Origin of the sequence: Bradyrhizobium sp. SZCCHNR1053 (assembly GCF_032381235.1) — a bacterium.
Lineage (GTDB): Bacteria > Pseudomonadota > Alphaproteobacteria > Rhizobiales > Xanthobacteraceae > Bradyrhizobium.
Genome location: NZ_JAUHJM010000006.1, coordinates 205,356 through 231,796 on the forward strand (window position 1 = coordinate 205,356; position 26,441 = coordinate 231,796).

Here is a 26,441-nt window from a genome sequence, read left to right on the forward strand (position 1 = left end):
AAATTTTTCGTTGTCTATAATCCGTCTTAAGGATTTGGGCCCAGTTATAGACAATGCAGAAAGCAGCCCGTACCTCGCGGGCAGGATTTGTGTTGTTTGATGAGTAAACCCGCTGAAAAGCCTGAGGTCGTCGAGCTTCCGGCAGATCCGCCGGCGCTTGCACCGGCAAGCCAGCGCCGGGCCGCGCAGCAGCGGGTGCGCGAGGCGCGCGACCGGTTAACGTCGACATCGGGAACGCGTCCGGCCTTCGATCGCGAGCTGCTGCGCCAATATGCGCAGACCCGCATCTCCGCCTCCTACATCGTCGTGCTGCTGGTGGTCGCAACCGGCCTGATGCTGAGCGCCTGGCTCCATACGCTGGCGGCCGGCGCCTGGACGGCCGGCGTGCTTTGCATCCATGCTGCGATCGTCCGCAACTGCTCGAACTTTCTCGCCGACCAGCCGTCGATGGCGGCGACGCGGCGCTGGCGCACGCGCTTCGTGCTGCTCGACCTGCTCTACGGCGTGTGCTGGATGGCGATCCTGATCCACCCCGCACTCGCGGCGGTGTCAGGCACGCTGATGATGTTCCTGATGCTGCTGGTGATCGCCGTCTCCAGCATGCTCGCTGCCAACCTGCCCGTCGCAGCCGTCGCGGTCACCGCACCGGTCACGGTCGCGATCACCCTCAGCCTCGTGCTGTCGGGCACGTTCGACAATTACCTGCTGGCCGGATTCGCGGTCGCAGCAGAAGGCTATTTCGTGCTGCTCGCCCATCAGCTGCATTCGACCACGCTCGCCACGCTCGAAGCACGCGCCGAGAAGGACGCCCTGATCGGCGAGCTCGAGCAGGCCAAGGCGATCTCCGACGAGGCGCGCTACCGGGCAGAAGCGGCCAACGTTGCCAAGTCGCGCTTCCTCGCGCAGATGAGTCACGAGCTGCGAACGCCGCTGAACGCCATCCTCGGCTTTTCCGAGGTGATGAAGAGCGAGATCTTCGGAACGCACGCGGTGCCGGTCTACAAGGAATATTCGGCCGACATCCACAATTCCGGCGTCCACCTGCTCAACCTGATCAACGAGATCCTCGATCTCTCGCGCATCGAGGCCGGCCGCTACGAGCTCAACGAGGAAGCCGTGGCGCTCGTGCACGTGATCGCCGACTGCCATCATCTCCTGAAGCTGCGCGCCACGAGCCGCGGCATCACCATTCACGAGGTGTTCGAGCGGAAGATGCCGCGGCTGTGGGCGGACGAGCGCGCGATCCGCCAGGTCGTGCTCAACCTGCTCTCCAACGCCATCAAGTTCACGCCGCAGGGCGGCGACATCTGGCTCAAGGCCGGCTGGACGGCCTCGGGCGGGCAATATCTCAGCGTCAAGGACACCGGCTCGGGCATCCCCGAGAACGAGATTCCGATCGTGCTCGCCTCGTTCGGCCAGGGCTCCAACTCGATCAAGTCGGCCGAACAGGGGGCCGGGCTCGGCCTGCCGATCGCCAAGAACCTGATCGAGATGCATGGCGGCACGTTCACGCTGAAATCGAAGGTCCGCATCGGCACCGAGGTGATCGTCACCTTCCCGCCGGAGCGGGTGATGTCGGCGCTCGCTCCGCTGTCGGACGAGGCCCCGCCATTGCAGCCGGAGCATGCGATCGCCCCCGCTAAGGAGAAGCGCCGGGTGCGCAAGCCGATCATGAATGCCGGAACGGGACTGTGAGATGATTGCACTTGCACGACAGTGGCAGAACCTTTCAAACTCGCTCCATGAGCCAGGATACGCCCTGCATCGCCGTCTGCATGATCGACCCGAAGACGAAGCTCTGCTTCGGTTGCGGACGCACGCTGCCGGAGATCGCCCGCTGGGGCCGCATGTCGCGCGACGAGCGGCTGGCGCTGATGGACGGGCTGCCGTCCCGCATGCACGACGCCGGCCTGCCCGCGCTGGCGCGTCGGCGCGACTGAGCACCTCCGTGCCGACGGGAGGCGCGGCATGAACAAGATCGCGCTCGTTCTCGTCACCATGGTGCTCACCGCGGGCGCCGTGATCGTCTACAAGGATCCCGAGCAGGCGGCGCTCGCAAGCGACACCGTGTCGGAGGTTCTGCGCAGCCGCGTGCTCAGAGCCAAGGCGAGCCCTCCGACCAACGCGGTCGAGATCGAGCGCACCAGAGGCGGTGAGTTCGCGTTGCGCGCCAAGATCAACGGCGTCACCGCGCCGATGGTGGTCGACACCGGCGCCACATCGGTAGTTCTGACCTACGAGACCGCCAAGGCCGCAGGCCTGCCACTCGAACTGCTCGCCTACGACGTCGACGTCGAGACCGCCGGCGGTCACACCAAGGCGGCGCGCCTGACCTTGGACCGGCTTGCGATCGGCAAACTGGTGGAACGCTCGGTTCCGGCCTTGGTAGTGCCGCACGGCCAGATGAAGACCAATTTGCTCGGCATGAGCTTCCTCGACCGGCTGGAGCGCTGGGAAGTGCGCTCCGACCGGCTGATGCTGCACGGCTTTCCCGACCGCAGCTGAGGCCCAGCGCCTCGTTGCAGCCCTGCCGGAGGAGAATGCGCTCGCGCGACAGACCGTCACCGAGTTGCTGCCGCCGGCCTGATCCGCTCAGGCGAGCGCCGCAACCGCCGGACGATCCTCGACCATTGCCACCGCCTCGCGCAGCACCTCGATGCCGGCGTCCGGCTTGACTCCACGTTCGGCAAGATGGCGGCGGAAGGCGCGCGCCCCCGGCACCGCATGATAGGCCCCGACGAGATGCCGCGTCATCGCGTGCAGCCGCGTGCCCTGCCCGAGCTGATGTTCGATATAAGGCTCCAGCGCCGCCAGCGCCTCTTGCATCGACAGATGCGGCGCGGCCTCACCGAACAGCATGGGATCGACATCGAGCAGCCGCCACGGCTCCTGATAGGCAGCTCGCCCGAGCATCACGCCATCGACATGCGCGAGATGACCTTGCGCAGCCTCGATGCTGCCGATGCCGCCATTGATGATGACCGGCACGTGCGGCAGCCTCGCCTTCAGCCGGTACACCCTATCGTAGTCGAGCGGCGGGATGTCACGGTTCTCCTTCGGCGACAAGCCGTCCAGCCACGCCTTGCGCGCGTGCACGATCAGCGCGTCTGAGCCGCTGTCGACGACCGCATCCGCCAGCACATCAAGTGCGATTTCCGGATCCTGATCGTCGATGCCGATGCGGCACTTCACCGTGACGGGAATGCGAACGGCGCGCTTCATCGCGGCGACGCAGGCGGCGACGAGCGCAGGCTCGGCCATCAAACAGGCCCCGAAGCGGCCGTCCTTCACCCGGTCCGACGGGCAGCCGACGTTGAGATTGATCTCATCGTAGCCGAACTCCTCGCCGATCTTGGCTGACGTCGCGAGATCGCCGGGATCGGAGCCGCCGAGCTGCAGCGCCACCGGATGCTCGCTTCGATCAAAGCCGAGCAGCCGCTGGCGGTCGCCATGAATCACGGCGCCGGTGGTGACCATCTCGGTGTAGAGCAACGCCCGGCGCGACAGCAGCCGATGGAACACGCGGCAGTGCCGGTCGGTCCAATCCATCATGGGCGCCACGGCAAATCTATGTGATTGATATTGCTTCATTTTTCGAGCATATTCAACTCGTTAGGTCGCCTCGTGTGCACTCTATTCTACGCCACAGCGCGATGTTTTTTTGGCTTTTTGCCGCCTCAGTGCACACGGAGCGCACACGCGTGGCAACTATCACCAGACTGAAATCCGGCTCTTGGAGAGCCCAAGTCCGACGAAAGGGGGAATATGTCAACGGGACGTTTCTCCGCCGAAAGGATGCCGAGGAATGGGCCATCGATATCGAGCGGCGGATCGATCGCCAAGAACCGACAACGACGCAAAAGTCCCGCGACGTCCAACTCTTCGGCGATCTCGTCACGCTTCATCGTCAAGATTTGGCCGAGGTGGGAAAGGACATTGGTCGCTCCAAAACTGCGAGCCTCATCTTCCTGAACGAAAGACTTGGGCATCTTCGTCTTCCAGAGCTTGATCGAGAGCGGTTCATCAAATTTGGAAAAGAGCGCGCGATGGAGGGGGTCGGCCCGGTGACCGTCGGTATCGATCTTGGATACATCAAAACGATTCTGTCTTACGCCGCCGCAGTACACGGCATCGTTGTTTCAACCGAACCACTCGACCACGCCCGGATCGATCTTCGACGTCTCGGGCTCGTCGGAAAAGGCTATGAGCGCAACCGCCGTCCCACGCAAGACGAACTCGATCGTATTATCTCAGCGTTCGAATTAAACAGTCGGCAACAGATCCCAGTCGGTCGTGTGATCCGATTCGCGATCGCAACGGCTATGCGGCAAGATGAAATTGCAAGAGTCGAATGCGCGACTTCGACGCCGGCAACCGAATGCTCCTCATTCGCAATCGGAAAGATCCCCGAAAGAAGAAGGGCAACGATCAGCGAATTCCCCTGCAGGACGATCCGTTGGAACGGCATTTCGCCGTCAGTGCCAACAATTGAAGATCGATGACCTACATTTCCACGATCTGCGCCACGAAGGCACGAGTCGTCTTTTCGAGGCAGGATTTTCCATTGAACAGGTTGCACTTGTCACCGGACACAAGGATTGGAAAATGCTGCGTCGCTACACGCATCTAAAGCCAGAGACTCTCCATTCCATCCGTTCGGTGCGGGTTGCCTGACAGGCGCCGAAAACAAGAAGAAAGTGAAAACTTCATCTGGAGCGATGAAAGGTCGAACATCGTACTCAGCTTGGAAGGGTTTCGGCATTTGAATACTTTCAAGGTGCGTTCGGACAAAACGCAGCTCTAGGCGCGATTGAACTGACATAGCTTTTCTGGATTGTCCGATTGATTGAAGCGGGCCCAAAAATCGCCCCTCGCCTACGGACCAGAGATAGTCACTATGCCTGAAAACATGGTTGGCGCGCCCGCGATCCAACATGTAGGAGCCACCATCTTGAGGCATCGGTGGTTCGAGTCGGGGGTCCGCTACATCGCTAGACCCACTATTTCGGAAGCCCTGTTTTCTTGTCGGCGGGCAGCCCAAATGCCAATGAACAAGTCCCAATCCCGGGGCCCGCGACACCAATTCTTGCGATCGGTGGAACGGATTCCCGGGCTCGTCGTAGCGTCACGTTTGGTTAAGGCGAATGCATAAGGCCGCCGCCTCAATGCGTTCACATCGCCTTGGCGAGCACGAACAACCGGAAATCCTCGAGCGCCGCGTGCCGATGCGGGGCGACTTCGCGCTGGTAGGTCTCGGTGTCGACGATCGAGCGGAAGGCGGCGAAATCGCCGTATTCATTGATCGCCGCTTCGTCCCAGCGTTTGCCTTGCGGGCCGACCAGGCTCGCCAGGACCGGCCCGGAAAACATCCGCACCAGCGGCTTACCGGCTGCGAGACGCCGGAAGGCCGGTCTATAGCGTTCGTTAAATGCTTCGCGGCCCGAACAGGGCGCGGCGTCGAAGCCGTCCTCGTAACGCGCATACGCGCGGTAGCGCAGCAGATTGAGCATGTAGACCGGCTGGCCGGGGGGAATCGCGCGCTCGGCGGCGTCGAGGGCTTGCAGCGTGATTTCGATGGCGTTCATGGGACTTCTCGCGGTTTCTAGCGGCGCAGCATGCGCGCTAACGCTCCCCATTTGGCCCATCGGAACGGCCTCTTGTAGCGACCCCGTCGCCATGACTATGTGGACTGAATGTCCACAACAGCCTTGCCTCCCGACCTCTCGCGTCTCCTCGCCTTCGTCCGCGTCGTCGAGGCGGGCTCCTTCGCCGAAGCCGCGCGGCGGGCGGGGACAACCACCTCGGCGATGTCCAAGGCGGTCGCCCGCCTCGAACAGGCTCGCGGAATACGGCTTTTGCATCGCACCACCCATTCGCTGGCGCTGACCGAAGAGGGCGAGCGGCTGATGGCGGCGGGACGCGCGCTGGCCGAAAGTCTCGATCGCGTCCAATCCGCGCTCGGCGAAGCCGCGCGTAACGATGGCGGACGGGTGCGAGTGACCGCCCCCGCCTCGTTCGCGCGTGCCTGCATCCTGCCGCGACTGCCTGCGTTCCTGCGGGAGCGGCCGGAAATCGAGATCGAGATCAAATTTCGCAACGAGATTCTTGATCTCGCAGCGGAAGGCGTCGACATCGCCATCCGCTCAGGACCCCTCGATCGCGCGCCCGGTCATCTGGCGCGGCGGCTTTGCACGTTCTCCTGGATCGCTTGCGCCTCGCCCGCCTATCTGAACGCGCGCGGCGCGCCGGCGACTCCATACGAGCTGTCCGAACATGACCACGTCGGCTTCCGCAATCCCGCGAGCGGGCAGATCCTGACCTGGCGCTTCACCGACCCGCGCGGCAAAAAACTCGTTCGCGTCGCGCCCAAGCCCAAGCACATTTGCGACGACGCGCACGCTTCGGTCGCTTTGATCGCGAATGGGTTCGGCATTGGCTGGGGCCCGGCATGGCTCGTCCACGACGACTTGCGCACAGGTCGGCTCGTCGAAGTGCTTGAGCCGTGGCGCGCGCCGGCGGAGCCCCTATGGATGCTGCGCACCTCGGACCGCCGGCCGCCCCTGCGCACGCAGCGCGTCATGGCGTTCCTCGCTGCGCTTCCTGCCGCGTTCAGCAACAAATCGGGATGAGGCGCCGGCCGTCAGCTGGGCTCTGCGGTCGGCGCGTAGGACGCCAGCCGTTTGGAGGGGAAATCGGGGACAGACCACGATTTCCCCGGCTTCCTGGGCTTCCGCCTGGGCGCGGTCAGCAATCTGCAGCATGCCGGCACGAACGGGCTGCGCGCCGTCGCTCAACGTCGTCCATCCGTGGTCAGTCAACATGCAGACTGGGCACATCTGAGTTCACCTCGACAGAAGGACACGGCAGTACCTACCCCGAGACGTAGGAGGCACCGGGGGCGCCGTGCAAGAAGCCGTTGGCGAATGGAACGTCCGGATAGATCTCGCGCAAGCGGTCCCTGGCTGCCTCAGCTTCCACGCGGCCCGCCAGGACCGCCTGGAATTGCTCGGACACCGCGACCATGTCGCAGGTCTGAGGTGACAGCCGCAGCGATCTCACGCCGCTCTGCGTCAGACGATCGAGATCGCCGAGCAGGTTGCAGCAACCATGCGACAACGTCTGCACGCCATTCATGGTGAGGAACGCTTCATTGTCCAGCGTCGTCACGACGAGGCCGTCCGGATCCTGCTCGCACACGAAGCGGCAATTGTCCTTGGCGAGCTTGTGCAGGCGGGCGTGATAGCAGCGCGCGGAGATCGCGAGCGGCACACGGCCGAAGGCGAACACTTCGATCGCCACCTGCGGCACGGCGCCGGCGATCGCGGCAACCGAGGACAGTGGCAGCTCCGGCGGGAGGCAGATCCGGGTAGCGCCCTGGGCGGCATGAAACGCGGCGCTGGCCTCGTTGTAGATGTTGACGAATGGCCCGATGGCATGCGGCCGACCGGCGATCGATTTGAGGCAGGTGAGGTCGTTGACCTCCACCAGACCGTGGCCGAACTCGGCGAGGCTTGCCGTCTGCCGGCGCTCGCGTCGCAACGACACCAGGACCAGCGAACCCAGCAGCACCTGCTTGCCGGCAGCCATAAGCCGCTCGATGACTTCAGGCAAATGGGGTTCGAAGAACGGCGCGCGCTTAGAGCAGACGACCTCGCCGACCACGACGCGGTCGAGCGGGGCCTCGTCGGCCATGCGAAAGTAAAAATCACGCCAGCGCTCGGGCTGCCAATTGTAGAGCACGGGCCCCAGAGTGAGCTGCATTCGGCCTGCGCTTTGTTCCGCCATTGTCATGTCGTCCTAGCGCCAGGTCTTGCGGTAGGCGCCCTGCGTGGTGGCCTGCCCTTCGGTGAACGCCGTGAGGTCGGACGCGTCGGCGGACCGGCCGGCATCGAGCGCTGCCAGCACGCTGCGGAAATGCCGCACGACGCCGTCGACATAGGCGCGGCCGCGCTGGCGGCCCTCGATCTTGAGCGCGGTGACGCCGGCTTCGCGCAAGCCTGCGAGCAGGGTCGTGGCATCGAGGCTGACCGGATCCTCAAAGATGTAGCCAGAGCCCTGTGCGGTCGAGAAACGCCCCTTGCACAGCGTTGGATAGCCGGCAGGTTCGTTGCGTCCGAAGCGGTTGATTGTGAAAGCGCCAAGCCGCGAGGTCGTGCCCAGTATCGTCTCCTGATAGACGACATCACTGGCCGGCGAGCATACCCCCTGCATGTTCGGCGACTTGCCGGTGGCGTAGGAGGACAGCGAGCAACGCCCCTCGGCCATAACGCATAGTCCGCCAAACACGAACACTTCGGTCTCGCATGCCGTCTCACGGGTGATATCGGCGATCTCGGGCACGCTCAGCACGCGCGGCAGCACCACGCGGCGGGCGCCGAAATTCTCGACATAGAACGCAATCGCGTCGACATTCGCCGCCGCCGCCTGCACCGAGACATGCAGTCGCTGTTCGGGATGGCGCCGCGCGGCATAGTGCATCAGCCCGACATCGGCAAGGATCAGCGCGTCGGCTCCGGCCTCGACGGCATCGTCGACCGCGCGACGCCACAGCTCGACGGCGCCGGCGCGCGGGAAGGTGTTGATCGCAACCAGCACCTTGGCGCCGCGCCGATGCGCGAACGTTACTCCTTCGCGCATCTGCTCGCGGCTGAAATTCAGCCCGGGAAAGTTGCGGGCATTGGTCTCGTCGGCGAAGCCGCAATAGACGGCATCGGCACCGGCTTCGACCGCGCTCTTCAGCGCCGCCGGCGTCCCTGCCGGACAGATCAGCTCCATGGTCGCATCCCGCTTTCGTTCGTCGTTGATCTCAGCAGCGAGTCACGCGCGGCCGCGAGCAGGCGTTGCGCGGGCACGCCGAACGGCCCCGAAAGCGCTGCGATCTCGCCGACCAGATCCAGACCGGCATCGTCGATCGCATTGCGGAGCGCCAGCACCGCCTCGATATCGCCTTCGATGACGAGCTGACGCGAAAACATCAGCGCGTCGCCGTCGAGCCGGCCCTCGACCAGCGCCAACAGGCTCACGATCGACGAGGAGATGGACGCATCGAGGCCGGTGGGCAGCTCGCGCACCGCCGCGAGTTGCGGCTGCTGTGGGCCCGCCTGAATCACGAATGCGAACGGCAGATCGGTCGGCTTGATGCCAAAGCGCTTTCCGCGATGCGACCCGAGCCGGTCGAGCAGATGCGGATGCCGGCGCAAGAGCCCACGCAGGAAAGCGCCGAGCGCGATCTGCAGGGGCAGCAACGGCAACGGACGCAGCACCTGCCTGAGCAGTGGCGGCAACAGGGGCAGTGAGGTCGAAGACGCGTCCTGAAGAGAGCTCATGGCACAAGCTCTGGCCGGATCGGCGGGGGAAGTATTTGACCCGGAACAAAGATCACACTGATTGTTCCAGCTACGAGGCGTTTTTTGAACGGAGCCTATCGTTGCGACGTGATGTCCCTCGCTTCCGCGAGCTGTCGGATTTCCTGCGCTTTCTCGACGAGCGGGGACAGCTGCGACGCATTCGCGACAGCGTCTCGGTCGTCCACGAGATCACCGAGATCCATCGCCGCGTCATCTCCGCCGAAGGGCCCGTGCTGCTGTTCGAACGACCGATCAAGGCATGCGGATCGCTCTCGGCAATGCCGCTCGTCACCAATCTGTTCGGCACCGTGGAGCGAGTGGCCTGGGGCATGGGCGTGCAGCCGGAACGATTGGCGGAGCTCGGCGAGATGATGGCGGAGTTGCGCGCCCCGCAGCCGCCGCGCGACATCAGGGAAGCGCTGCAGAAGCTGCCGCTGGCACGCGCAGCACTGTCGACCCGGCCGAGGCTGCGATCAGCCGCGCCGGTGCATGAACGTGTCACGATGGGCGATGACATCGACCTGACCACCTTGCCGGCCCAGATCTGCTGGCCGGGCGAGCCAGCGCCACTGTTGACGTGGCCGCTCGTCATCACCGTGCCGCCGGACGCGTCCGCCGGCGAGCAGGAAAATGTCGGCGTCTACCGCATGCAGGTGCTCGGCCGCGATCGCGCCATCATGCGCTGGCTCGCCCATCGCGGCGGCGCCCGCCACCACCAGCAGTGGCAGGCGCAGGGGCGCGACATGCCGATTGCGGTCGTGATCGGGGCCGATCCGGCCACCATCCTCAGCGCCGTGTTGCCATTGCCCGAGACCATCTCCGAGCTGCGCTTCGCCGGCATCCTGCGCGGCGACCGTCCCGAGCTGGTCGAATGCCTCACCGTGCCCCTGACGGTGCCGGCGGCCGCCGAGATCGTGATCGAGGGCATCGTGTCGGCCACGGAGACCGCGCCGGAGGGGCCCTATGGCGATCACACCGGCTACTACAACGCCGTCGAGAGCTTTCCGGTGCTTCAGGTCACCGCGATCACCACGCGTCGCAGCCCGCTCTATCTGTCGACGTTCACGGGACGCGCGCCGGACGAGCCGTCTCGAATTGGCGAGGCGCTGAACACGCTGTTCGTCCCCTTGATCCGACGACAATTCCCGGAGGTCGTCGACTGCTATCTGCCGCCGGAGGCCTGCTCCTACAGGATCGCCGTAGTAGCGATCGAGAAGCGCTATCCGGGCCAGGCCCGCCGCATCATGCTCGGCCTGTGGTCGATGCTGCCGCAGTTCAGCTACACCAAGCTCCTCATCGTGGTCGACCACGACATCGACGTCCGCGACTGGCGCGCGGTGATGTGGGCCGTCGCAACGCGCTGCGATTCCTCGCGCGACCTGCTGCCGCTTGCCAACACGCCGATCGACTACCTCGACTTCGCCTCGCCAAAATCCGGCCTCGGCGGGAAGCTCGGCATCGACGCCACAACCAAGCTCGGGGTCGAGACCGAACGCCCCTGGGGCGAGGTGCTGGCGATGAACCCCGCTGTAGCCGCGCGCATCGACGCGATGTGGCCGAGCCTCGGCCTCGGCGATGCCATAGCCGACCGAACGGCCTCGGCATGAACGGGCGGCATCACGTCATCGTCGGCATCAGCGGCGCCTCGGGCGCCGCGATCGGTGCGCGCATCGTCGAACGGCTCGCGGAGCAGCCGCAATGCGCGGTCCATCTCGTGGTGTCGGACGCTGCCATGCGCACCTTGCACGAGGAGGTCGGCCAGGGCGGCCTGGCGCGGCTGCGCGATCTGGCGGCGCATGCTCATGATGTCGCCGACATCGGCGCGAGCATCGCCAGCGGCTCGTTTTCTGCAGCCGGCATGATCGTGGCGCCCTGCTCGATCCGCACCCTCTCGGCGATCGCCTGGGGTCAGCTCGACAACCTACTGGTCCGCGCCGCCGACGTTCAACTCAAGGAGCGCCGCCGGCTGATACTCCTGGTGCGGGAGAGCCCGCTGCATCTCGGTCATCTCCGAGCGATGACGCAGGCCACCGAGATCGGCGCGATCATCGCGCCGCCAATGCCGGCGTTCTACCTGAAGCCCCAGTCGCTCGATGACGTCATCGAGCAGATCGCCTGTCGCGCGATCAACCTGCTCGGCGTCCCCGGGCTCCACGCCAACGCGCGGGAGTGGCTTCCAGACCGGACGACCGAAGCAGGCAACCTTGTTGAGATAGGGAAGCAAGACAGACGATAGGATTTGAAGACAGAACACGACAGACGCACTCGGGGGATGGGCCGAAGGCGTCCACGACGGTTGACGTGTTCTTCGACGAGCGGGAGTAACGACGCCGTCTCTCCGGCCGAGCCGCTGCCAGCTTTTCGCTTTCGTTCGGTCAGTTGACGTTGTCGAAACCCAGCGCAGCACGAACGGCCGGATCAATTCTGGACGGCGTCCAAGGCGGATCGAATGTCATCGTCACGTCCACGGCTTCGACGCCCGCAATCTCCGCAATGCTGCTTGCGACCCCTTCCTTGAGAAAACCTGTTGCGGGGCACCCGGGCGTTGTGGCCGTCATCGTGACATGCACGACGCCATCCGTCGCCGTGATCTCATAGATGAAGCCGAGATCGACCACGTCTTCCCCCAGTTCCGGATCGATGACCACGCGCATTGCGTCGCGGATGCGGTCGATGACATCGCGGCTCATAGCGGAGCCCTCACCGACAGTTCGTAGGTCGATCCATCCGGCGTAAACCCGCCGAGCCAGCGAAAGCCACGCTTCTCAAGTTCAGGGAACAGGAAGACCGGCTCGCGGCCCAGAAGTGCCGACAAGGTCTCTCCAGGGCCCAACTCCTCCGCGGCCGCAAGGATGCGCACCATCGGCTCGGGTGGGTCGAGCTCTCGGTTGTCGAGCGTGACTACGGGATCTGGCCATCGCTCGAATGCGAGGCTGGCACCAGCGTCTTCCTGACCGGCGTCCTCGGCAGCCAACGGCGAAAACAGCACTTCCCAGTCGCCATCGTCGAGCGGTCGATCGGTGTGAGCGAAGCCCTTTCCTGCCATGACGGAGAGCAGCGGAACCGGCCTGAAGCTCGCGATCAGCCGCACACCCTGGCCTGGCGCAAGCCGGTCGACCGCGTCCATGATGATGGAGAACGGTTCGCCTCCGGCCCTGAGAATCGGTCGGACGTCGACGTCAATGTACGCGGTCATGGCTCTCCTCCTAGTTTCTGGCGAACAACAGGCTTGGCGCGATGGCTCCGGCCGGAAGCCTCCGGGAGCCCGCAACATCGGAAAGACGTCGGACTCGCACAAGCTCGTGTATGATTCCAAGACTGCCCACGGCCATGACCGCCGCGGCGCCGCGAAACGCCTGGCCCTCGCCCATCATCAACATGATGGTCGCCGCCCAGACGCCTAGAAAATAGATGATGAACCACTTCTCGGACCGACGTTCCACCGCCAGGTCCTGAACCCGTGGCGTCGGGGCGCGCCCCATCACGGGACCGTAGGTTTCGAGCCAGGTCAGAAAGGCAACAATCTTGTAGAGCTTCGCGAATATGAGACCAGACAGCCAGCCGAACACGGCCAAGAACGCGAACGCGCCGACATGAACGCCGACCTTTCCGCTGACGATGATGACGGTGCCGAGCGTCACCGTCGCCGCCAGATTGGCGAAAGACACGGTTGCCATCCGCATGTTCAGCTCGAGCTGGCGCCGTTTGCGGGAGCGATAGATCGTCGCGATGTCCCGTCCATAGAGCGCAAGCGAGATCACCCCAAGAACGGCGGCGAGGATGAGCACGGCTCCGAGCTCGGCCCCGAGGCCGATTGCGAACAATCCGCCCACGACTGCCACCGATAGCGCGAGCGCACCGAATTTCAGCGCGGATGTGCTCTGTCGCTCGCCGAGGTCCGCCGAGAGCATGAACATGGCCAGCAGGCGATAGCTCACCCCCATGGCGGTCAGGGTCAGCCAGCCTCCCAGCCCGGCAATCGCATGGATCGGAATCGCCGCGGCCAGGAGCGCGTCGCCGAAGGCGCCCGCCGATCCGGCGAGGGCAAACGCGAACGCGGCGCCGAGCGCGACAGTTGCGCATAACGCGCCAAGTCCGGCGATGACAAATAGAGCAGATCCCTTCGGCTGGCTGAAGAGAGTCAGGCCCAGATCGAGCGCGACCATCGCCAGACCCGCGCCGAGCACCACGCTGCCGGCCGGCAGAAGCCAAACGGCTGGGGCAATTCGTCCGGCCAGTGAGAGGAAACCCAATATCAAGCAGACCAGACCGACGTTGATGAGGAACAAGGCCGGCAAGGCCCATTTGTCGAAGGGGAGCGGCCTTGCGACGAGAACGGGAACGAACTGGAACAAGGCGCCGCATACCGAGAGACTGAGCCAACCGATACAGACCGCATGCACAACGACAAGCGTATCGGGAGCACCGAGCTCTGCGGTGGGGTAACCGAGTCCGCCGACCAGCATTGCCAATGCAACGAGCAGCCACCCCAGCGCTGCCGCGAAATAGCTCATCGTCCAGCGCGAGATTTTCGCCCCAATCATGAGCGGCTCCAGTTCTTGATCGCGGACGCAGCACTCGCGACGACGATGCATCATTCGGCAGTTGCCGTGGCGCCCGGAGGAACGCAGCCAAGGGGACGCGAACAATGAGCTTGCGCCATACGATCCCCGGCGATCGGAAAGATGCTAAACTGGCCCGACCGGCCATTCTTTGTCGGAGCGCAACATTCTGCGTCATCAGGGTCGTGATGACCACTCCAGCTCGACCGACGGACTCCCTGTCGCGTCGAGGAACATCCATGTCAGCCGGCAGATATCTTCGGGGGTCTGGCTTGGCAGTTCTGTGTCCCCCGCCCCCTCGATTGCTCGCAATCGCAATCAGCGCAGCTGGCTGGTTGAGTCTATAGTTCGATCCTGCCGAACACTTTCCAGCCACCGCTCCACGTCTCCGCGGGCTTCGAGCTCAACCCCCATATCTCCGGCGAAACCTCTCCAGGCATCGATATTGCTGCGCGGCACGCCGACAATCGTCGGTATCGCAAGGTCCAACGCGCGGGCAATCAGATCAAGCGTTCCGCCTCCCCCGCACTCTGCCTTACCAAATTTGTTCAACACCAGGATGTTTGGACGCGCATCCAGGCTGGCGACGACTCGAACTGTCACCTCTGCCAGCGCCGATTCATCCAGCCGGCAACCTGTCGCTCCCGATCCACGATCCTCGAAGATCGGGGTTTGATTTGCCGTGTCGAGCTCCTCAAGCAGGACGTCGCACCTGCGATTTTCGTCGAGGAACAGCCTTCGCTGCAGTGCGCCGGCGACCTTCAATCGCGCTCGACGCGAGCGATCCACGAGGTGATCGAACGTCTCGTAGGGATATTTCCCGTCGTCGTATACGAGCGCCACGAGCGGCGCGGCCGCAACGCCGACTTTCTCTACTATCTCATCGTGCATGCGAATCCCAACATCAATTTGACGCTTCGACATTTTTAGCCCGCCCCTCCAGCACGGATAGCCTGCGGTGGATCCGTTCTAGGAGTGATCGATTTCATCCCTCTGCAGCGACCACTTGATCATGGAGGTCAGACAGACGATCGCGGGGTCGGCGGCGCGGTCGATAGCGCTCATCAACCCGAGCCAATCCTCATTCTCTGCGAGATTTGCAAAGCGCCGGACAGCAGCCGACGCATACTCACCGACATCCTCGCCAAGGCGATCCGCGACAGAGCTGATGCGCACCAGGAGCGTGAGGTCGCCACACCCCTGCAACACCGCACTCGACTTCGCGTCGTCACTGAGATCGTGAATGAGATCCCCGAGCAGCATGATCGCCCCCCTACTGCGGCAGTACCGATTGCGGCGCCGGCAACGTCACGCCAACGATCTCGGCGCGGCCTGCCAGATTGGCTACATATTGCGCGAGCGCCTGATGCCGCACACGCTCGGTGAGATATTGCGAAATGCGCGCCCTTGCCATGTCGAACGGCAGGACTTGTCCGAGGGCCCGTCGGTCGAGGCGCACGACATGGATACCAAAGCGTGTCTCAATCAGACCGACCTCTCCAACCGACATCCGGGCCAGCGCGGCGTCGAACTCTGCGGTCGTCTGCCCACGCGACAGCTGCCCGAGCCTGCCACCATTCTCCGCCGAGACCCTGCAACCGGAGCGATCGCGCGCGATGGTCTCGAACAGTTCCGGGCTTCTCTGCACGGCCTCCACGATCGTCCGCCCCTCGTCTCGCGCAGCCGACCGAGCCAGCGAATCGCTGCTCGGCGCGATCAGCAGGATGTGAGACGCTTCGTAGAGTTCTCCGACCAGGAACCGCTGCCTGTTCTGATCGTAGAAGCGACGGCACGTCGATTCGTCCGGCTCGTGTATCAGAACCTCACGCGCGATCAGCGCCCGCATCGCCGCCTCTTCCTCGGTTTCGCTGCGACCTTCGGCATCGCGCAGGGGAGCGGCCGTTATGCCGAGCCGCCTGACCTCCTGTCTCAGCAATTCGCGCACCGCAAGCGCGCGCGCCGCCGCTTGCCAGGCGAGGATCGGCTTGTCCGACGGATGGTTCTGAACTTCCCGGGCAATGACGTCGCGTTCGATCACGACCCCGTTCACACTGACCGGCTTCGGCTTTGGAAGCGCCGCGCCCAATGAACAGTCCATCGGCTACTCCGCGGGCTGAATTGGTTGCACAAGATGACGGCGCCCGTCGCGGCTGCGCACCACCTGATAGCCGCGGCGGCCGAGATACCACACCGGCGCACTCCAGATGTGGACCAGGCGGGTGAAGGGGAAGAGCAGGAAGATGGTCATTCCCAGGACCAGATGCGCCTTGAAGATCGGATGGACGTCGACAATGTTGGCGGCGATTCCGGGCTGCAACGTGAGAATGCCCTGCGCCCAGGCCATGAACTTGACCATTTCATGACCATCGAGATGACCGAGCGACACGGGGATGGTCGCCAAGCCAAGCAGCAGCTGGACGAACAGCACCAGAAGGATACCCGTGTCAGCAAAAGACGACGTCGCGCGAATCCTGGGATCGAAAAGCCTGCGATGCGCGAGGAGTGAAATGCCGACCAGACACATCAGTCCGGCGCCGCCACCGGCGACGATCGCGAGCATCTGCTTGAAGCCGTGGGACACGCCGAGCATGTCAAACACCCAGATCGGCGTCAGCAGCCCGACGAAATGACCCGCAAAAATGAAGAGGATCCCAACATGGAAAAGGTTCGAGCCCCAGATCAATTGGCGCCGCCGAAGCAGCTGACTCGAGCCTGAGCGCCACGTGTATTGCTCGCGGTCGAACCGAATCAGACTGCCGACCAGAAAGACTGTCAGGCAGAGATAGGGATACCAGCCGAAGACGATGGCATTGAGCGTTTGCATGGCCAATCCCTCATTGCAACTGTGACGGCGGCGCGTTGACCGCACGTTTGGCGTGGCGCAGTTTTGCGATCAGATTGTCGTGCCCACAGGCTGCCTGGTCGCCCCCTCCCGGGCCAAACCTGACCTCTTCATCCTCCCAGGCCGCGTCGAGCGCGTGCAGGTCCATCGGATCCACGTCCGCCGCCTTCAGCAGCTCATCGACGATCTCCGCGCGGGGCTGCTCCGCGGCGATCTGGAGCAGCGCATCGAACACCGCCCTATAGCTCGACTGCCGACGCCCCAGTCGTTCCGCGAGCGCGGCGATGATGTGGCTGGTCTGGCCAAGCAACTCGCGCGCGTCCGCAAGCTCCCGGGTGGCGAGGAATTCGAGGAACAGCGGCAGATAATCCGGCAGCTCGTTGCCGGCGATGACGAGGTTCGCACGGTCATACATGGCCCGCAGGTCGACCATGGCCTGGCCGCGGTCGCGGCCTTCGCCATGGACGTGCTCGAACAGATGCAGCGCCAGGGTCTTGCTGCGATCGAACAGCAGGCCGTAGCGCTCCTGCAGGTCGTAGACGTCGCCCGTGGCGATCTCCTGCAGCAGCACATCGAGCTCCCGGCGAATGCCAGGCTGGACGAGGCCTTCCTGGTCGAGCACCCACGCGAGCTCCGGGATAGCCGTGATCATTTCCCCGCTCGGATAGTTCAGCAGTGCCGACAGCACCTTGAACGTCTTCATCAGGCGACCTCCATCGGGTTCTTGGCCTTACGCGGCGATCCGAACAGGTTGACTTCGCTTTCGCCCCCGGAGCAGCCGTTGCCGAACGAGAAGCCGCAGGAGCCGCGGATATCAAACGCGTCGGCACCGAGCTCGCGGTGCGCGGTCGGGATCACGAAGCGGTCCTCGTAGTTGGCGATCGCCATGATGTGGTACATGTCGTCGATCTGCGGGCCGCTCAGGCCGACGCGCCTCGCGATCGCCTCGTCGACCACGCCATCGATGGTCTTGGCCCGCATATAGGCACGCATGGCCAGCATTCGCTCGAGCGCCAGCGTCACCGGCTTCTCGTCGCCCGCAGTCAGCAGATTGGCGAGGTACCGCATCGGAATGCGCAAGGATTTGACGTCGGGCATCTCGCCATCGTGCCCGATCTTGCCGAACGAGGCCGCCGACGTGATCGGCGACAGCGGCGGCACATACCAGACCATCGGCAGGGTCCGATATTCCGGGTGCAAGGGGAAGGCGACCTTCCATTCCATCGCCATCTTCCAGATCGGCGACCGTATCGCCGCCTCCAGCCATGCATGAGGGATGCCCTGGCGCTCGGCTTCCGCAAGCACGCTCGGATCGTTCGGATCGAGAAAGATGTCGAGCTGGGCCTGGTAGAGATCGCCCTCGTCTGGCTTGGCCGCGGCCTCTGCGATGCGGTCCGCGTCATACAGCACGACACCGAGATAGCGAATGCGCCCGACACAGGTCTCGGAGCACACGGTCGGCTGCCCTGCCTCGATCCGAGGATAGCAGAAGATGCACTTCTCCGATTTTCCCGAGGACCAGTTATAATAGATCTTCTTGTATGGACAGCCGGAGACGCACATTCTCCAGCCGCGGCACTTGTCCTGATCGATGAGGACGATGCCGTCCTCCTCGCGCTTGTAGATCGCACCGGACGGGCAGGATGCGACGCATGCCGGATTGAGGCAATGCTCGCACAGCCGCGGCAGATACATCATGAAGGTGTTCTCGAACTGGCCGTAGATCTCCTTCTGCACGCCGTCGAAATTGATGTCCTGAGAGCGCTTGGCGAATTCGCCGCCCAGGATCTCTTCCCAGTTCGGCCCCCACTCGATCTTTTCCATCCGCTCCCCGGACACCAGCGAGCGCGGCCGTGCCGTCGGCATCGCAGATGCCTCGGGCGCACTTTGCAGGTGCTGATAGTCGAACGTGAATGGCTCGTAGTAGTCATCGATCTCGGGGAGGTCGGGATTAGCGAAGATATTCGCCAGAACCCGCCACTTGCCGCCGATCCGCGGCTGGATCGACCCGTCGCGATTGCGCGACCAGCCTCCCTTCCAGCGGGACTGGTTCTCCCAATCCTTGGGATAGCCAACGCCCGGTTTGGTCTCGACGTTGTTGAACCACGCGTATTCCATCCCCTCGCGGCTGGTCCAGACGTTCTTGCAGGTCACGCTGCACGTGTGGCAGCCGATGCACTTGTCGAGATTGAGCACCATTGCGATCTGAGCACGGATCTTCATTCTGCAGCCTCCGAGGGAGTCGTGGCCGACCGGTCAGCAGTCGGCTGGTCCAGCCAATCAATCTTCGACATCTTCCGGACGATGACGAACTCGTCGCGGTTGGCGCCGACCGTGCCGTAGTAGTTGAAGCCATAGGCCTGCTGAGCGTAGCCCCCGATCATGTGCGTCGGCTTCGGAACGACACGCGTCACCGAATTGTGGATGCCGCCGCGCAGCCCCGTCTGCTCGGAGCCCGGCACGTTCACGATCTTCTCCTGAGCATGATACATCATGCACATGCCCTGCTTGACCCGCTGCGAGACCACAGCGCGCGCAACCAGCGCGCCATTGGTGTTGTAGGCCTCGATCCAGTCATTGTCGGCGATACCGGCAGCCTTTGCGTCGATCTCGCTGATCCACACGATGGGACCGCCGCGCGACAGGGTCAGCATCAGGAGATTGTCGGTATAGGTGGAGTGGATGCCCCACTTCTGATGGGGCGTAATGAAGTTCAGGATGACGGACGCATTGCCATTCGGCTTGCGATCGATCACCGGCTTGACGGTCTTGGTATCGATCGGCGGCCGATAGACGCAGAAGCCCTCGCCGAAGGCCCTCATCCATAGGTGATCCTGATAGAGCTGCTGCCTGCCGGTCAGCGTCCGCCACGGGATCAGCTCGTGGACATTGGTGTAGCCGGCGTTGTAGCAGACCTTCTCCGACTCGAGCCCCGACCAGATCGGCGACGAGATGATCTTGCGCGGCTGCGCGACGACGTCGCGGAACCGGATCTTCTCATCCTCCTTCGGAATGGCGAGATGAGCATGGTCGCGGCCGGTGAATTGCTCCAGGGACGACCACGCCTTGACTGCGACCTCGCCATTGGTTTCCGGCGCCAGGCTGAGGATCACCTCGCAAGCGTCGACCGCACTGTCGATGCGAGCCAGCCCCTGGGTCGGCCCGTCGTCAGCGACGACGCCGTTGAGGCGCTTCAGGAGTTCGACCTCATGGTCGGTGTTCCAGGCCATCCCCTTGCCGCCATTGCCGAGCTTGTTCATCAACGGTCCAAGCGAGGTGAAGCGCTTGTAGAGATTCGGATAGTCACGTTCGACCACCGTGACCGCCGGCATGGTCTTGCCGGGGATCGGATCGATCTCGCCCTGCTTCCAGTCCTTGACGTCGAACGCCTGCGCGATTTCGCCCGGACTGTCATGCATGATCGGGGTCAGCACGACGTCCTTCTCGACCCCGAGCACTTCGGGCGCGACCCTGGAGAAGGCCTCCGCGATCCCCTTGTAGATGTCCCAATCGCTGCGCGATTCCCACACCGGATCGATCGCCGCCGAGAGCGGATGGATGAAGGGATGCATGTCGGACGTATTGAGGTCGTTCTTCTCGTACCAAGTGGCCGTCGGCAGCACGACGTCCGAGTACATGCATGTGGTCGACATCCGGAAGTCGAGCGTGACCAGCAGATCGAGCTTTCCTTCCGGGGCCTCTTCGTGCCAAGTGACCTCGACCGGTCTATTGTGGCCCTGGTCGCCAAGATCCTTGCCGATCACGCCATGCTTGGTGCCGAGCAGATGCTTGAGGAAATATTCGTGGCCCTTGCCTGAGGCGCCGAGCAGGTTGGAGCGCCAGACGAAGAGGTTGCGGGGCCAGTTCTTCGGATGATCGGGATCCTCGCAGGAGAGCTTCAGCTCCCCCGACTTCAAGGCCTTAGCGACGTAGTCCTTCGGCTCCAGGCCGGCGGCGGCGGAGCGCTTCGATACCTCGATCGGATTGGCCTGCAGTTGCGGCGCGGACGGCAGCCATCCCATGCGCTCCGCGCGGACATTGTAGTCGATCAGCGCTCCGTCCCAAGAACCGGCCGGTGCGGTCGGTGAGAGAATCTCGCTGACATTGACCGTCTCGTAACGCCATTGGTCGGTGTGAGCGTAAAACGCCGAAGTCGAATTCATCTGCCTCGGCGGGCGCCCCCAATCGAGCGCAAAGGCGAGCGGCGTCCAGCCCGACTGCGGCCGCAGCTTTTCCTGACCCACATAATGCGACCAGCCACCGCCGGACTGGCCGACACAGCCGCACATCACCAGCATATTGATGATGCCGCGATAGTTCATGTCCATATGGTACCAGTGGTTCAGACCGGCCCCGACGATGACCATCGAGCGCCCCCGGGTCTTGGACGCATTCGAGGCAAACTCGCGGGCAACCGCGATGATCTGGCCGCGCGGCACGCCGCAGATCGCCTCGGCCCATGCCGGAGTGTACGGTTCCAGATCGTCGTAGCTCCTGCCGAGGTGGTCGCCGCCGAAGCCGCGATCGACGCCATAATTGGCGGCGAACAAATCAAAGACAGTGGCCACGACCGCCTCACCATCGGCAAGACGAAGTCGCTTCACCGGCACGTTGCGGGTCAGCACATCCGGATGATTGGTGCCGCTGAAGTGATCGTGCTGACGGTTGCCGAAATAGGGGAACCCCACCGGCGCGATGTCGTCCTCGATGCCGGCCAGAGACAGCCGCAGCCGAGTGTCGTTGTTCGCCGAGCTCTTCTCTTCCAGGCTCCACTTGCCTTTTTCGCCCCAGCGGAAGCCGACCGATCCCTTGGGCACGACAATGGCCCCGCTGATCTCATCATAGGCGACGGTCTTCCATTCGGGATTGTTGGCCTCGTCGAGCGATGTGGCGAAATCCGAGGCGCGCACGAACCGCTCAGGAACGAGCCGTCCCTCGGATCTCACCAGCCGCACCAGAAATGGCATATCCGTATACTGGCGCACATAGTCGTTGAAGTATGGCGTCTGCCGGTCGATGTGAAACTCCTTGAGGATCACGTGACCCATCGCCATCGCGAGCGCCGCGTCGGTGCCCTGCTTCGGCGACAACCAGAGATCGGCGAATTTCGCGGCCTCGGAATAATCCGGGCAGACAACGACGCTCTTGGCCCCCTTGTAACGAACCTCAGTATAGAAATGCGCATCCGGCGTACGCGTCTGTGGCACGTTGGAGCCCCACAGCATCAGGAAGCCTGAATTGTACCAGTCCGCGCTTTCAGGTACGTCGGTCTGCTCGCCCCAGGTCTGTGGCGAGGCCGGCGGCAGGTCGCAATACCAATCGTAGAACGACATGCAGACGCCGCCGAGCAGCGACAGATAGCGCGCGCCGGCCGCGTAGCTCACCATGGACATCGCCGGGATCGGCGAGAATCCGAACACGCGGTCCGGACCATGGGCTCTGACCGTATAGGCATTGGCTGCCGCGATCAGCTCATTGACCTCGGCCCAACTCGCCCGCACGAAGCCGCCCAGTCCGCGCTTCTGCACATAGTCCGAGCGCTTGCCCGGATTCTCGACGATCGACCTCCAGGCTGCGACCGGCGTCATCCGCGCTCGCGCCTCGCGCCACAGCCTGAGCAGCCGCGAGCGCACCAGCGGATATTTCACCCGGTTTCCGGAATAGAGGTACCAGCTGTAGCTCGCGCCGCGGGCGCAGCCGCGCGGCTCATGATTGGGAAGATCAGGGCGCGTCCGGGGGTAGTCGGTCTGCTGGGTCTCCCAGGTGACGATGCCGCCCTTGACGTAGACCTTCCACGAGCAGGAGCCGGTGCAGTTCACACCATGCGTCGAGCGCACGATCTTGTCGTGCTGCCAGCGCTTGCGATAGCCCTCCTCCCAGGAACGGTCCTCGGTCGTCGTCACGCCGTGTCCGCCTGCGAACTCCTCCTTGGCCCGGGTGAAGAAGGTCAGCCTATCGAGAAAATGGCTCATCGTTTACGTCCTCATTCAGCGGGTTGGGCAGCGGCCGCGATCGCCCGGCGCCGTTCGACGTCGTGCAGGACGCCGCCCTTGCGGGTGTAGACGGCCCAGGTGATCAGCACGCAGGTGACGTAGAAGCCGAAGAAGCCCCATAGGGCGGCCTGCACGCCGCCGGTGAGGTCGATCGAGGTGCCGTAGGATTTGGGAATGAAGAATGCGCCGAAGGCGGCAATCGCGGAGGTGAAGCCGGTGATGGCGGCGGATTCCTTCTCGGCCTGGCGCAGCCGAGTCTCCGCGTCCGCGGTCGGCATGAGCCGGGTCATTTCCTGGCGCATGATGTTGGGGATCATCTGGAAGGTCGATGCATTGCCGACGCCGGTCGCGAAGAACAGCAGCAGGAACATCGCGAAGAAGCCCCAGAATGCACCGGGCTGATCCTTGATGCCGAGGAAGTAGAGCACCCCGAGCACGCCGGCCATCATCAGCAGGAACACCCCGACGGTCACGCGCCCGCCGCCCCATTTGTCGGCCATCCAGCCCGTCGCGGACCGCGACAAGGCACCCACCAGCGGCCCGAGGAATGCGAACTGCAACGCGTCGACGGCCGGGAACTGGGTCTTCGCCAGCAGCGGGAAGCCCGCGGAATAGCCGATGAACGAGCCGAACGTGCCGGTGTAGAGCCAGCACATGATCCAGTTGTGCCGCCGCTGGAAGATGACGGCCTGATCGGCGAAGGACGCTTTCGCGGAGGCGATGTCGTTCATCCCGAACCAGGCGGCGAAAGCACTGGCGACGATGAACGGCACCCAGACGAAGCCGGCGTTCTGAAGCCAGATCGGCATCGGCTGCGACCCGCTCGTCGCCATCGCCGGATCTCCGCCGAACCAGCCGAACACGCCGACCGTGATGACGATCGGCACCACGAACTGGACCACGCTGACGCCGAGATTGCCGAGGCCGGCATTGAGCGCGAGCGCGTTGCCCTTCTCGGCGCGGGGAAAGAAGAAGGAGATGTTGGCCATCGACGAGGCGAAATTGCCGCCGCCAAAGCCGCACAACAGAGCCAATATCAGGAACACCGGATAGGGCGTTGCGGGATTCTGCACCGCATAGCCGATTCCGATCGCGGGTATCAGCAGCGACCACGTGGCCAGCGTGGTCCACAGCCGGCCGCCGAAGATCGGCACCATGAAGGAGTAGAAGATGCGCAGAACTGCACCGGAGATCCCAGGCAGCGAAGCCAGCCAGAACAGCTCATCGGTCGTGAACTTGAAGCCGACCGAAGGCAGCTTCGCAACCACGACAGACCAGACCTGCCAGACCGCGAAGGATAACAGCAGCGCCGGAATGGATATCCAGAGATTGCGTCGCGCGATGGCTCGGCCCTGCTCCCTCCAGAACGTGTCGTCCTCAGGCCGCCAGTCGGTGAGAACCGCGCCGGACAGGGCTCCGATGTGCTCGGGCCGGTGGATCTCCTCCATTTCCGGCAGCTCCGGCAGCCTCTTCAGCGCCTCGCCGGCAACGCCGCGCTCCATCTGCCGGATCGAGAGATGCATCCAGACCAGCGCGACCCCGACGAGCAGGAAGAGCAGCATGAAGCAGCTGGTTCGCAGACCGGTGAGATCGACCAGCGCGCCGAACGCGATCGGGAGCACGAATCCGCCGAGCCCGCCGATCATGCCGACCAGGCCGCCGACGGCTCCGACATTGTTCGGATAGTAGACGGGGATGTGCTTGTAGACGGCGGCCTTGCCGAGCGCCATGAAGAAGCCGAGCACGAAGACGATGACGACGAACGGGACGAGTCCCATCTCCAGATGAAAGCCGACCTTTCCGTTGACGGTCGTCACGACGTAGTCCGTCGGCGGGTAGGACAACAGGAAGGTCGCGGCGACACCGACCAGAAATGTCCAGTACATCACGCGACGGGCACCGAAGCGATCGGACAAGTGTCCGCCGTAGGCGCGAAACACGCTGGCCGGAAACGAGAACATGGCGGCCATCATGCCGGCCGATTGGATTCCGACACCGTAGACCTTGATCAGGTATTGCGGCAGCCACAGCGACAGCGCGACGAAGGCGCCGAAAACGAAGAAGTAATACAGCGCAAAGCGCCAGACCTGGATGTTCTTGAGCGGCGCGAGCTCGAGCCAGGCGCTGCCGGCCTTCTGCTTGCGCTGCCTTCGCGAGCGGACCACCGGGTCCTCCTCGGAGAACAGCCAGAAGACGATCGCCATGACGCCGATCGCGAGCGCCCATATCTGGGCCACGGTCTGCCAGCCATAGGCGACCAGCACGAACGGCGCGACGAACTTGGTGACGGCGGCGCCCACATTGCCGGCGCCGAAGATTCCAAGCGCAGTGCCCTGCTTGGCCGTCGGATAGAACCGCGACACATAGGCGACGCCGACCGCGAACGAACCACCGGCGATTCCGACAAAGAGCGCGGCGACGAGAAATTGCGGATAGGTATGCGCCCAGGTCAGGAGATAGGTCGCGACCGCCGCGGCGAGCATCACGACGGTGTAGACGCGGCGCCCGCCATACTGATCGGTCCAGATGCCCAGTATCAGCCGGATCAGCGAGCCGCTCAGGATCGGGGTGCCGATCAGGAGACCGAACTCGGTTTCGTTCAGATCCAGCTCTTGCTTGATCCGGATGCCGATGATCGAGAAGATCGTCCACACCGCAAAGCAGATCGTGAACGAGATTGTTGAGAGCCAGAGTGCTCGCGTTCGGTGCTCAGGGCTGAAATCTGCGGCGTCCATGGTGGCCTCGACGTATGGCTTCGACGCCACAGCAGTTATTCGGGGCACCAGGGAAAGGTTTTGCGATGCATCAACCGGACGGTCCGGTCGGCCACAATCTGCCAAATGTCTCAGATCGGATTGTCAGACTGCACGTATGCAATTGACTTTTGTCACGGTTCGGCGCGATAGCGGGTGAGTGACTCCTGGAGCTTCGCTTGCGCCCCGACGAACTCGCCCAGTTGAAGACGCTGCCGCTGTTTGCGGACCTCAGCGAGGAGAACCTGAAGCGGTTGCTCGGCGCGGCTCTGCTGCAGCAATTTCCGGCCGGGGTGCGGTTGGCTCGCGAGGGAGATCAGGCCGACTTCCTGCATGTGCTGATTGGCGGGTTGGTGGAAATCTACACCGAGCAGGACGAGGCCGAGTGGGGCATCTCACTGCTTCGTCCCGTGTCGACCTTCATACTTGCTGCAGTCGTGGTCGATCAGGCGTATCTCAATTCAGCCCGCACGCTGACGGAGTCGCGGGTGCTGCTGATCCCCGCCCGCGATGTAAGGGCACTCTTCGACGAAGACATCGCATTCGCACGGATTGTTGCTCAGGAGCTGGCGTATGCCTATCGCGCTTCTGTCAAGAAACTGAAGGGCACCCTGGCCCGGTCGAGCATCGAGCGTCTCGCCAACTGGATCCTCGCCGAAGCCCAGCGCGAACCGGGGCATGCGAATATCGTCATCCCATTCGACCGCGGCACGCTGGCCTCCCACATCGGCACGACGCGCGAAAACCTGTCACGCAGTCTTGCCCAACTTACGAGCCATGGGATTCGCGTCCGCGGACGAGAGATCGTCATCGACCACAAGGAGCGGTTGGAGCTGTTTGCCCGGCCAAAGCCCCTGATCGACGATCCCGGCTCGTAGGCTTCTTTGGCGTTCGGTCCTGCCCCTCTGTTGGGAACGGCAAATCAGCAGAGTACGGAAACGGAG

25 protein-coding genes are annotated in these 26,441 nt (G+C 63.7%); 9 read left to right on the plus strand and 16 right to left on the minus strand.

The window, feature by feature from the left end; all coding sequences use genetic code 11:
• Nucleotides 1–99 precede the first annotated feature (99 nt).
• The 3 genes from QX051_RS17135 to QX051_RS17145 are packed head-to-tail and all read left to right on the plus strand — an operon-like array spanning nt 100 to nt 2,505.
• Entirely contained in the window at nt 100–1,695 is a 1,596-nt protein-coding gene (locus tag QX051_RS17135; protein WP_315739609.1) for a HAMP domain-containing sensor histidine kinase, read from the plus strand.
• 47 nt (nt 1,696–1,742) lie between these two features.
• Entirely contained in the window at nt 1,743–1,940 is a 198-nt protein-coding gene (locus QX051_RS17140; RefSeq protein ID WP_315776917.1) for a DUF1289 domain-containing protein, read from the plus strand.
• Nucleotides 1,941–1,968: 28 nt separating this feature from the next.
• The gene (locus tag QX051_RS17145) at nt 1,969–2,505 is read left to right on the plus strand and encodes a TIGR02281 family clan AA aspartic protease (RefSeq protein ID WP_315739607.1); all 537 of its coding nucleotides are present in this window, start codon (nt 1,969–1,971) and stop codon (nt 2,503–2,505) included.
• An 87-nt stretch (nt 2,506–2,592) separates the two neighbouring features.
• Here QX051_RS17145 and dusA read toward each other — a convergent pair whose 3' ends face one another.
• Nucleotides 2,593–3,591: a tRNA dihydrouridine(20/20a) synthase DusA gene (gene dusA / locus QX051_RS17150; RefSeq protein WP_315776919.1), complete on the minus strand. Its 999-nt coding sequence runs from the start codon at nt 3,589–3,591 to the stop codon at nt 2,593–2,595.
• A 110-nt stretch (nt 3,592–3,701) separates the two neighbouring features.
• Between dusA and QX051_RS17155 the strand changes: the two genes are divergently transcribed.
• Both QX051_RS17155 and QX051_RS17160 read left to right on the plus strand, forming a co-directional pair.
• Nucleotides 3,702–4,502: a hypothetical protein gene (locus QX051_RS17155; RefSeq protein WP_315776920.1), complete on the plus strand. Its 801-nt coding sequence runs from the start codon at nt 3,702–3,704 to the stop codon at nt 4,500–4,502.
• Entirely contained in the window at nt 4,489–4,674 is a 186-nt protein-coding gene (locus QX051_RS17160; protein WP_315776922.1) for a tyrosine-type recombinase/integrase, read from the plus strand. Before QX051_RS17155 ends, QX051_RS17160 begins: the two co-directional genes overlap by 14 nt.
• Nucleotides 4,675–5,171: 497 nt before the next feature.
• Here the strand turns inward: QX051_RS17160 and QX051_RS17165 are convergent, their stop codons facing one another.
• A complete protein-coding gene (locus QX051_RS17165) occupies nt 5,172–5,585 on the minus strand; it encodes a hypothetical protein (RefSeq protein WP_315772874.1) in 414 nt (137 codons plus the stop codon).
• A 108-nt stretch (nt 5,586–5,693) separates the two neighbouring features.
• Between QX051_RS17165 and QX051_RS17170 the strand changes: the two genes are divergently transcribed.
• Nucleotides 5,694–6,629, plus strand: coding sequence for a LysR family transcriptional regulator (locus QX051_RS17170; protein ID WP_315776923.1), 936 nt, complete (start codon nt 5,694–5,696; stop codon nt 6,627–6,629).
• A 241-nt stretch (nt 6,630–6,870) separates the two neighbouring features.
• Here QX051_RS17170 and QX051_RS17175 read toward each other — a convergent pair whose 3' ends face one another.
• Genes QX051_RS17175 through QX051_RS17185 form a run of 3 tightly spaced genes read right to left on the minus strand, consistent with a single transcriptional unit; the run spans nt 6,871 to nt 9,200 of the window.
• Entirely contained in the window at nt 6,871–7,761 is an 891-nt protein-coding gene (locus tag QX051_RS17175) for a U32 family peptidase (protein WP_315739601.1), read from the minus strand.
• Between the two features lie 36 nt (nt 7,762–7,797).
• Nucleotides 7,798–8,775, minus strand: a complete 978-nt coding sequence (locus QX051_RS17180) for a peptidase U32 family protein (protein WP_315776924.1) — start codon at nt 8,773–8,775, stop codon at nt 7,798–7,800.
• A complete protein-coding gene (locus QX051_RS17185) occupies nt 8,766–9,200 on the minus strand; it encodes an SCP2 domain-containing protein (RefSeq protein WP_315776925.1) in 435 nt (144 codons plus the stop codon). Before QX051_RS17185 ends, QX051_RS17180 begins: the two co-directional genes overlap by 10 nt.
• 227 nt (nt 9,201–9,427) lie before the next feature.
• Here QX051_RS17185 and QX051_RS17190 point away from each other — a divergent pair, with 227 nt between their 5' ends.
• Both QX051_RS17190 and QX051_RS17195 read left to right on the plus strand, forming a co-directional pair.
• The gene (locus QX051_RS17190) at nt 9,428–10,954 is read left to right on the plus strand and encodes a UbiD family decarboxylase (RefSeq protein ID WP_315776926.1); all 1,527 of its coding nucleotides are present in this window, start codon (nt 9,428–9,430) and stop codon (nt 10,952–10,954) included.
• Nucleotides 10,951–11,583 (plus strand): UbiX family flavin prenyltransferase, encoded by a 633-nt coding sequence (locus QX051_RS17195; RefSeq protein ID WP_315776927.1) that lies wholly within the window; start codon nt 10,951–10,953, stop codon nt 11,581–11,583. The genes QX051_RS17190 and QX051_RS17195 overlap by 4 nt, the downstream gene beginning before the upstream one ends.
• Before the next feature lie 139 nt (nt 11,584–11,722).
• On the opposite strand, the gene QX051_RS17200 is transcribed toward QX051_RS17195, so the two are convergent.
• From QX051_RS17200 to QX051_RS17250, 11 genes are all read right to left on the minus strand, one after another.
• A complete protein-coding gene (locus QX051_RS17200) occupies nt 11,723–12,037 on the minus strand; it encodes a metal-sulfur cluster assembly factor (protein WP_315776928.1) in 315 nt (104 codons plus the stop codon).
• Nucleotides 12,034–12,543: a DUF2249 domain-containing protein gene (locus tag QX051_RS17205; protein ID WP_315776929.1), complete on the minus strand. Its 510-nt coding sequence runs from the start codon at nt 12,541–12,543 to the stop codon at nt 12,034–12,036. The genes QX051_RS17200 and QX051_RS17205 overlap by 4 nt, the downstream gene beginning before the upstream one ends.
• A 10-nt stretch (nt 12,544–12,553) precedes the next feature.
• Nucleotides 12,554–13,891 (minus strand): hypothetical protein, encoded by a 1,338-nt coding sequence (locus QX051_RS17210; protein WP_315776930.1) that lies wholly within the window; start codon nt 13,889–13,891, stop codon nt 12,554–12,556.
• A 336-nt stretch (nt 13,892–14,227) separates the two neighbouring features.
• Nucleotides 14,228–14,833, minus strand: coding sequence for a DUF2478 domain-containing protein (locus QX051_RS17215; protein ID WP_315776932.1), 606 nt, complete (start codon nt 14,831–14,833; stop codon nt 14,228–14,230).
• A 45-nt stretch (nt 14,834–14,878) separates the two neighbouring features.
• Complete coding sequence (locus tag QX051_RS17220) at nt 14,879–15,172, minus strand: hypothetical protein (protein WP_315776933.1); 294 nt, start codon at nt 15,170–15,172, stop codon at nt 14,879–14,881.
• A 10-nt stretch (nt 15,173–15,182) separates the two neighbouring features.
• The gene (locus tag QX051_RS17225) at nt 15,183–16,007 is read right to left on the minus strand and encodes a peptidylprolyl isomerase (protein WP_315776934.1); all 825 of its coding nucleotides are present in this window, start codon (nt 16,005–16,007) and stop codon (nt 15,183–15,185) included.
• A gap of 3 nt (nt 16,008–16,010) precedes the next feature.
• Nucleotides 16,011–16,733 (minus strand): respiratory nitrate reductase subunit gamma, encoded by a 723-nt coding sequence (gene narI / locus QX051_RS17230; RefSeq protein WP_315714236.1) that lies wholly within the window; start codon nt 16,731–16,733, stop codon nt 16,011–16,013.
• 10 nt (nt 16,734–16,743) lie between these two features.
• Complete coding sequence (gene narJ, locus QX051_RS17235; protein WP_315776935.1) at nt 16,744–17,454, minus strand: nitrate reductase molybdenum cofactor assembly chaperone; 711 nt, start codon at nt 17,452–17,454, stop codon at nt 16,744–16,746.
• Complete coding sequence (narH, locus tag QX051_RS17240; protein WP_315776936.1) at nt 17,454–18,974, minus strand: nitrate reductase subunit beta; 1,521 nt, start codon at nt 18,972–18,974, stop codon at nt 17,454–17,456. The genes narJ and narH overlap by 1 nt, the downstream gene beginning before the upstream one ends.
• Nucleotides 18,971–22,723: a nitrate reductase subunit alpha gene (locus tag QX051_RS17245; RefSeq protein WP_315776937.1), complete on the minus strand. Its 3,753-nt coding sequence runs from the start codon at nt 22,721–22,723 to the stop codon at nt 18,971–18,973. Before QX051_RS17245 ends, narH begins: the two co-directional genes overlap by 4 nt.
• 11 nt (nt 22,724–22,734) lie before the next feature.
• On the minus strand, nt 22,735–25,479 hold the full coding sequence (locus QX051_RS17250; RefSeq protein ID WP_315776938.1) for an MFS transporter: 2,745 nt from the start codon (nt 25,477–25,479) through the stop codon (nt 22,735–22,737).
• Between the two features lie 197 nt (nt 25,480–25,676).
• On the opposite strand from QX051_RS17250, the gene QX051_RS17255 reads away from it, so the two are divergent.
• Complete coding sequence (locus QX051_RS17255; protein ID WP_315739582.1) at nt 25,677–26,375, plus strand: helix-turn-helix domain-containing protein; 699 nt, start codon at nt 25,677–25,679, stop codon at nt 26,373–26,375.
• The last annotated feature ends 66 nt before the right edge of the window (nt 26,376–26,441 follow it).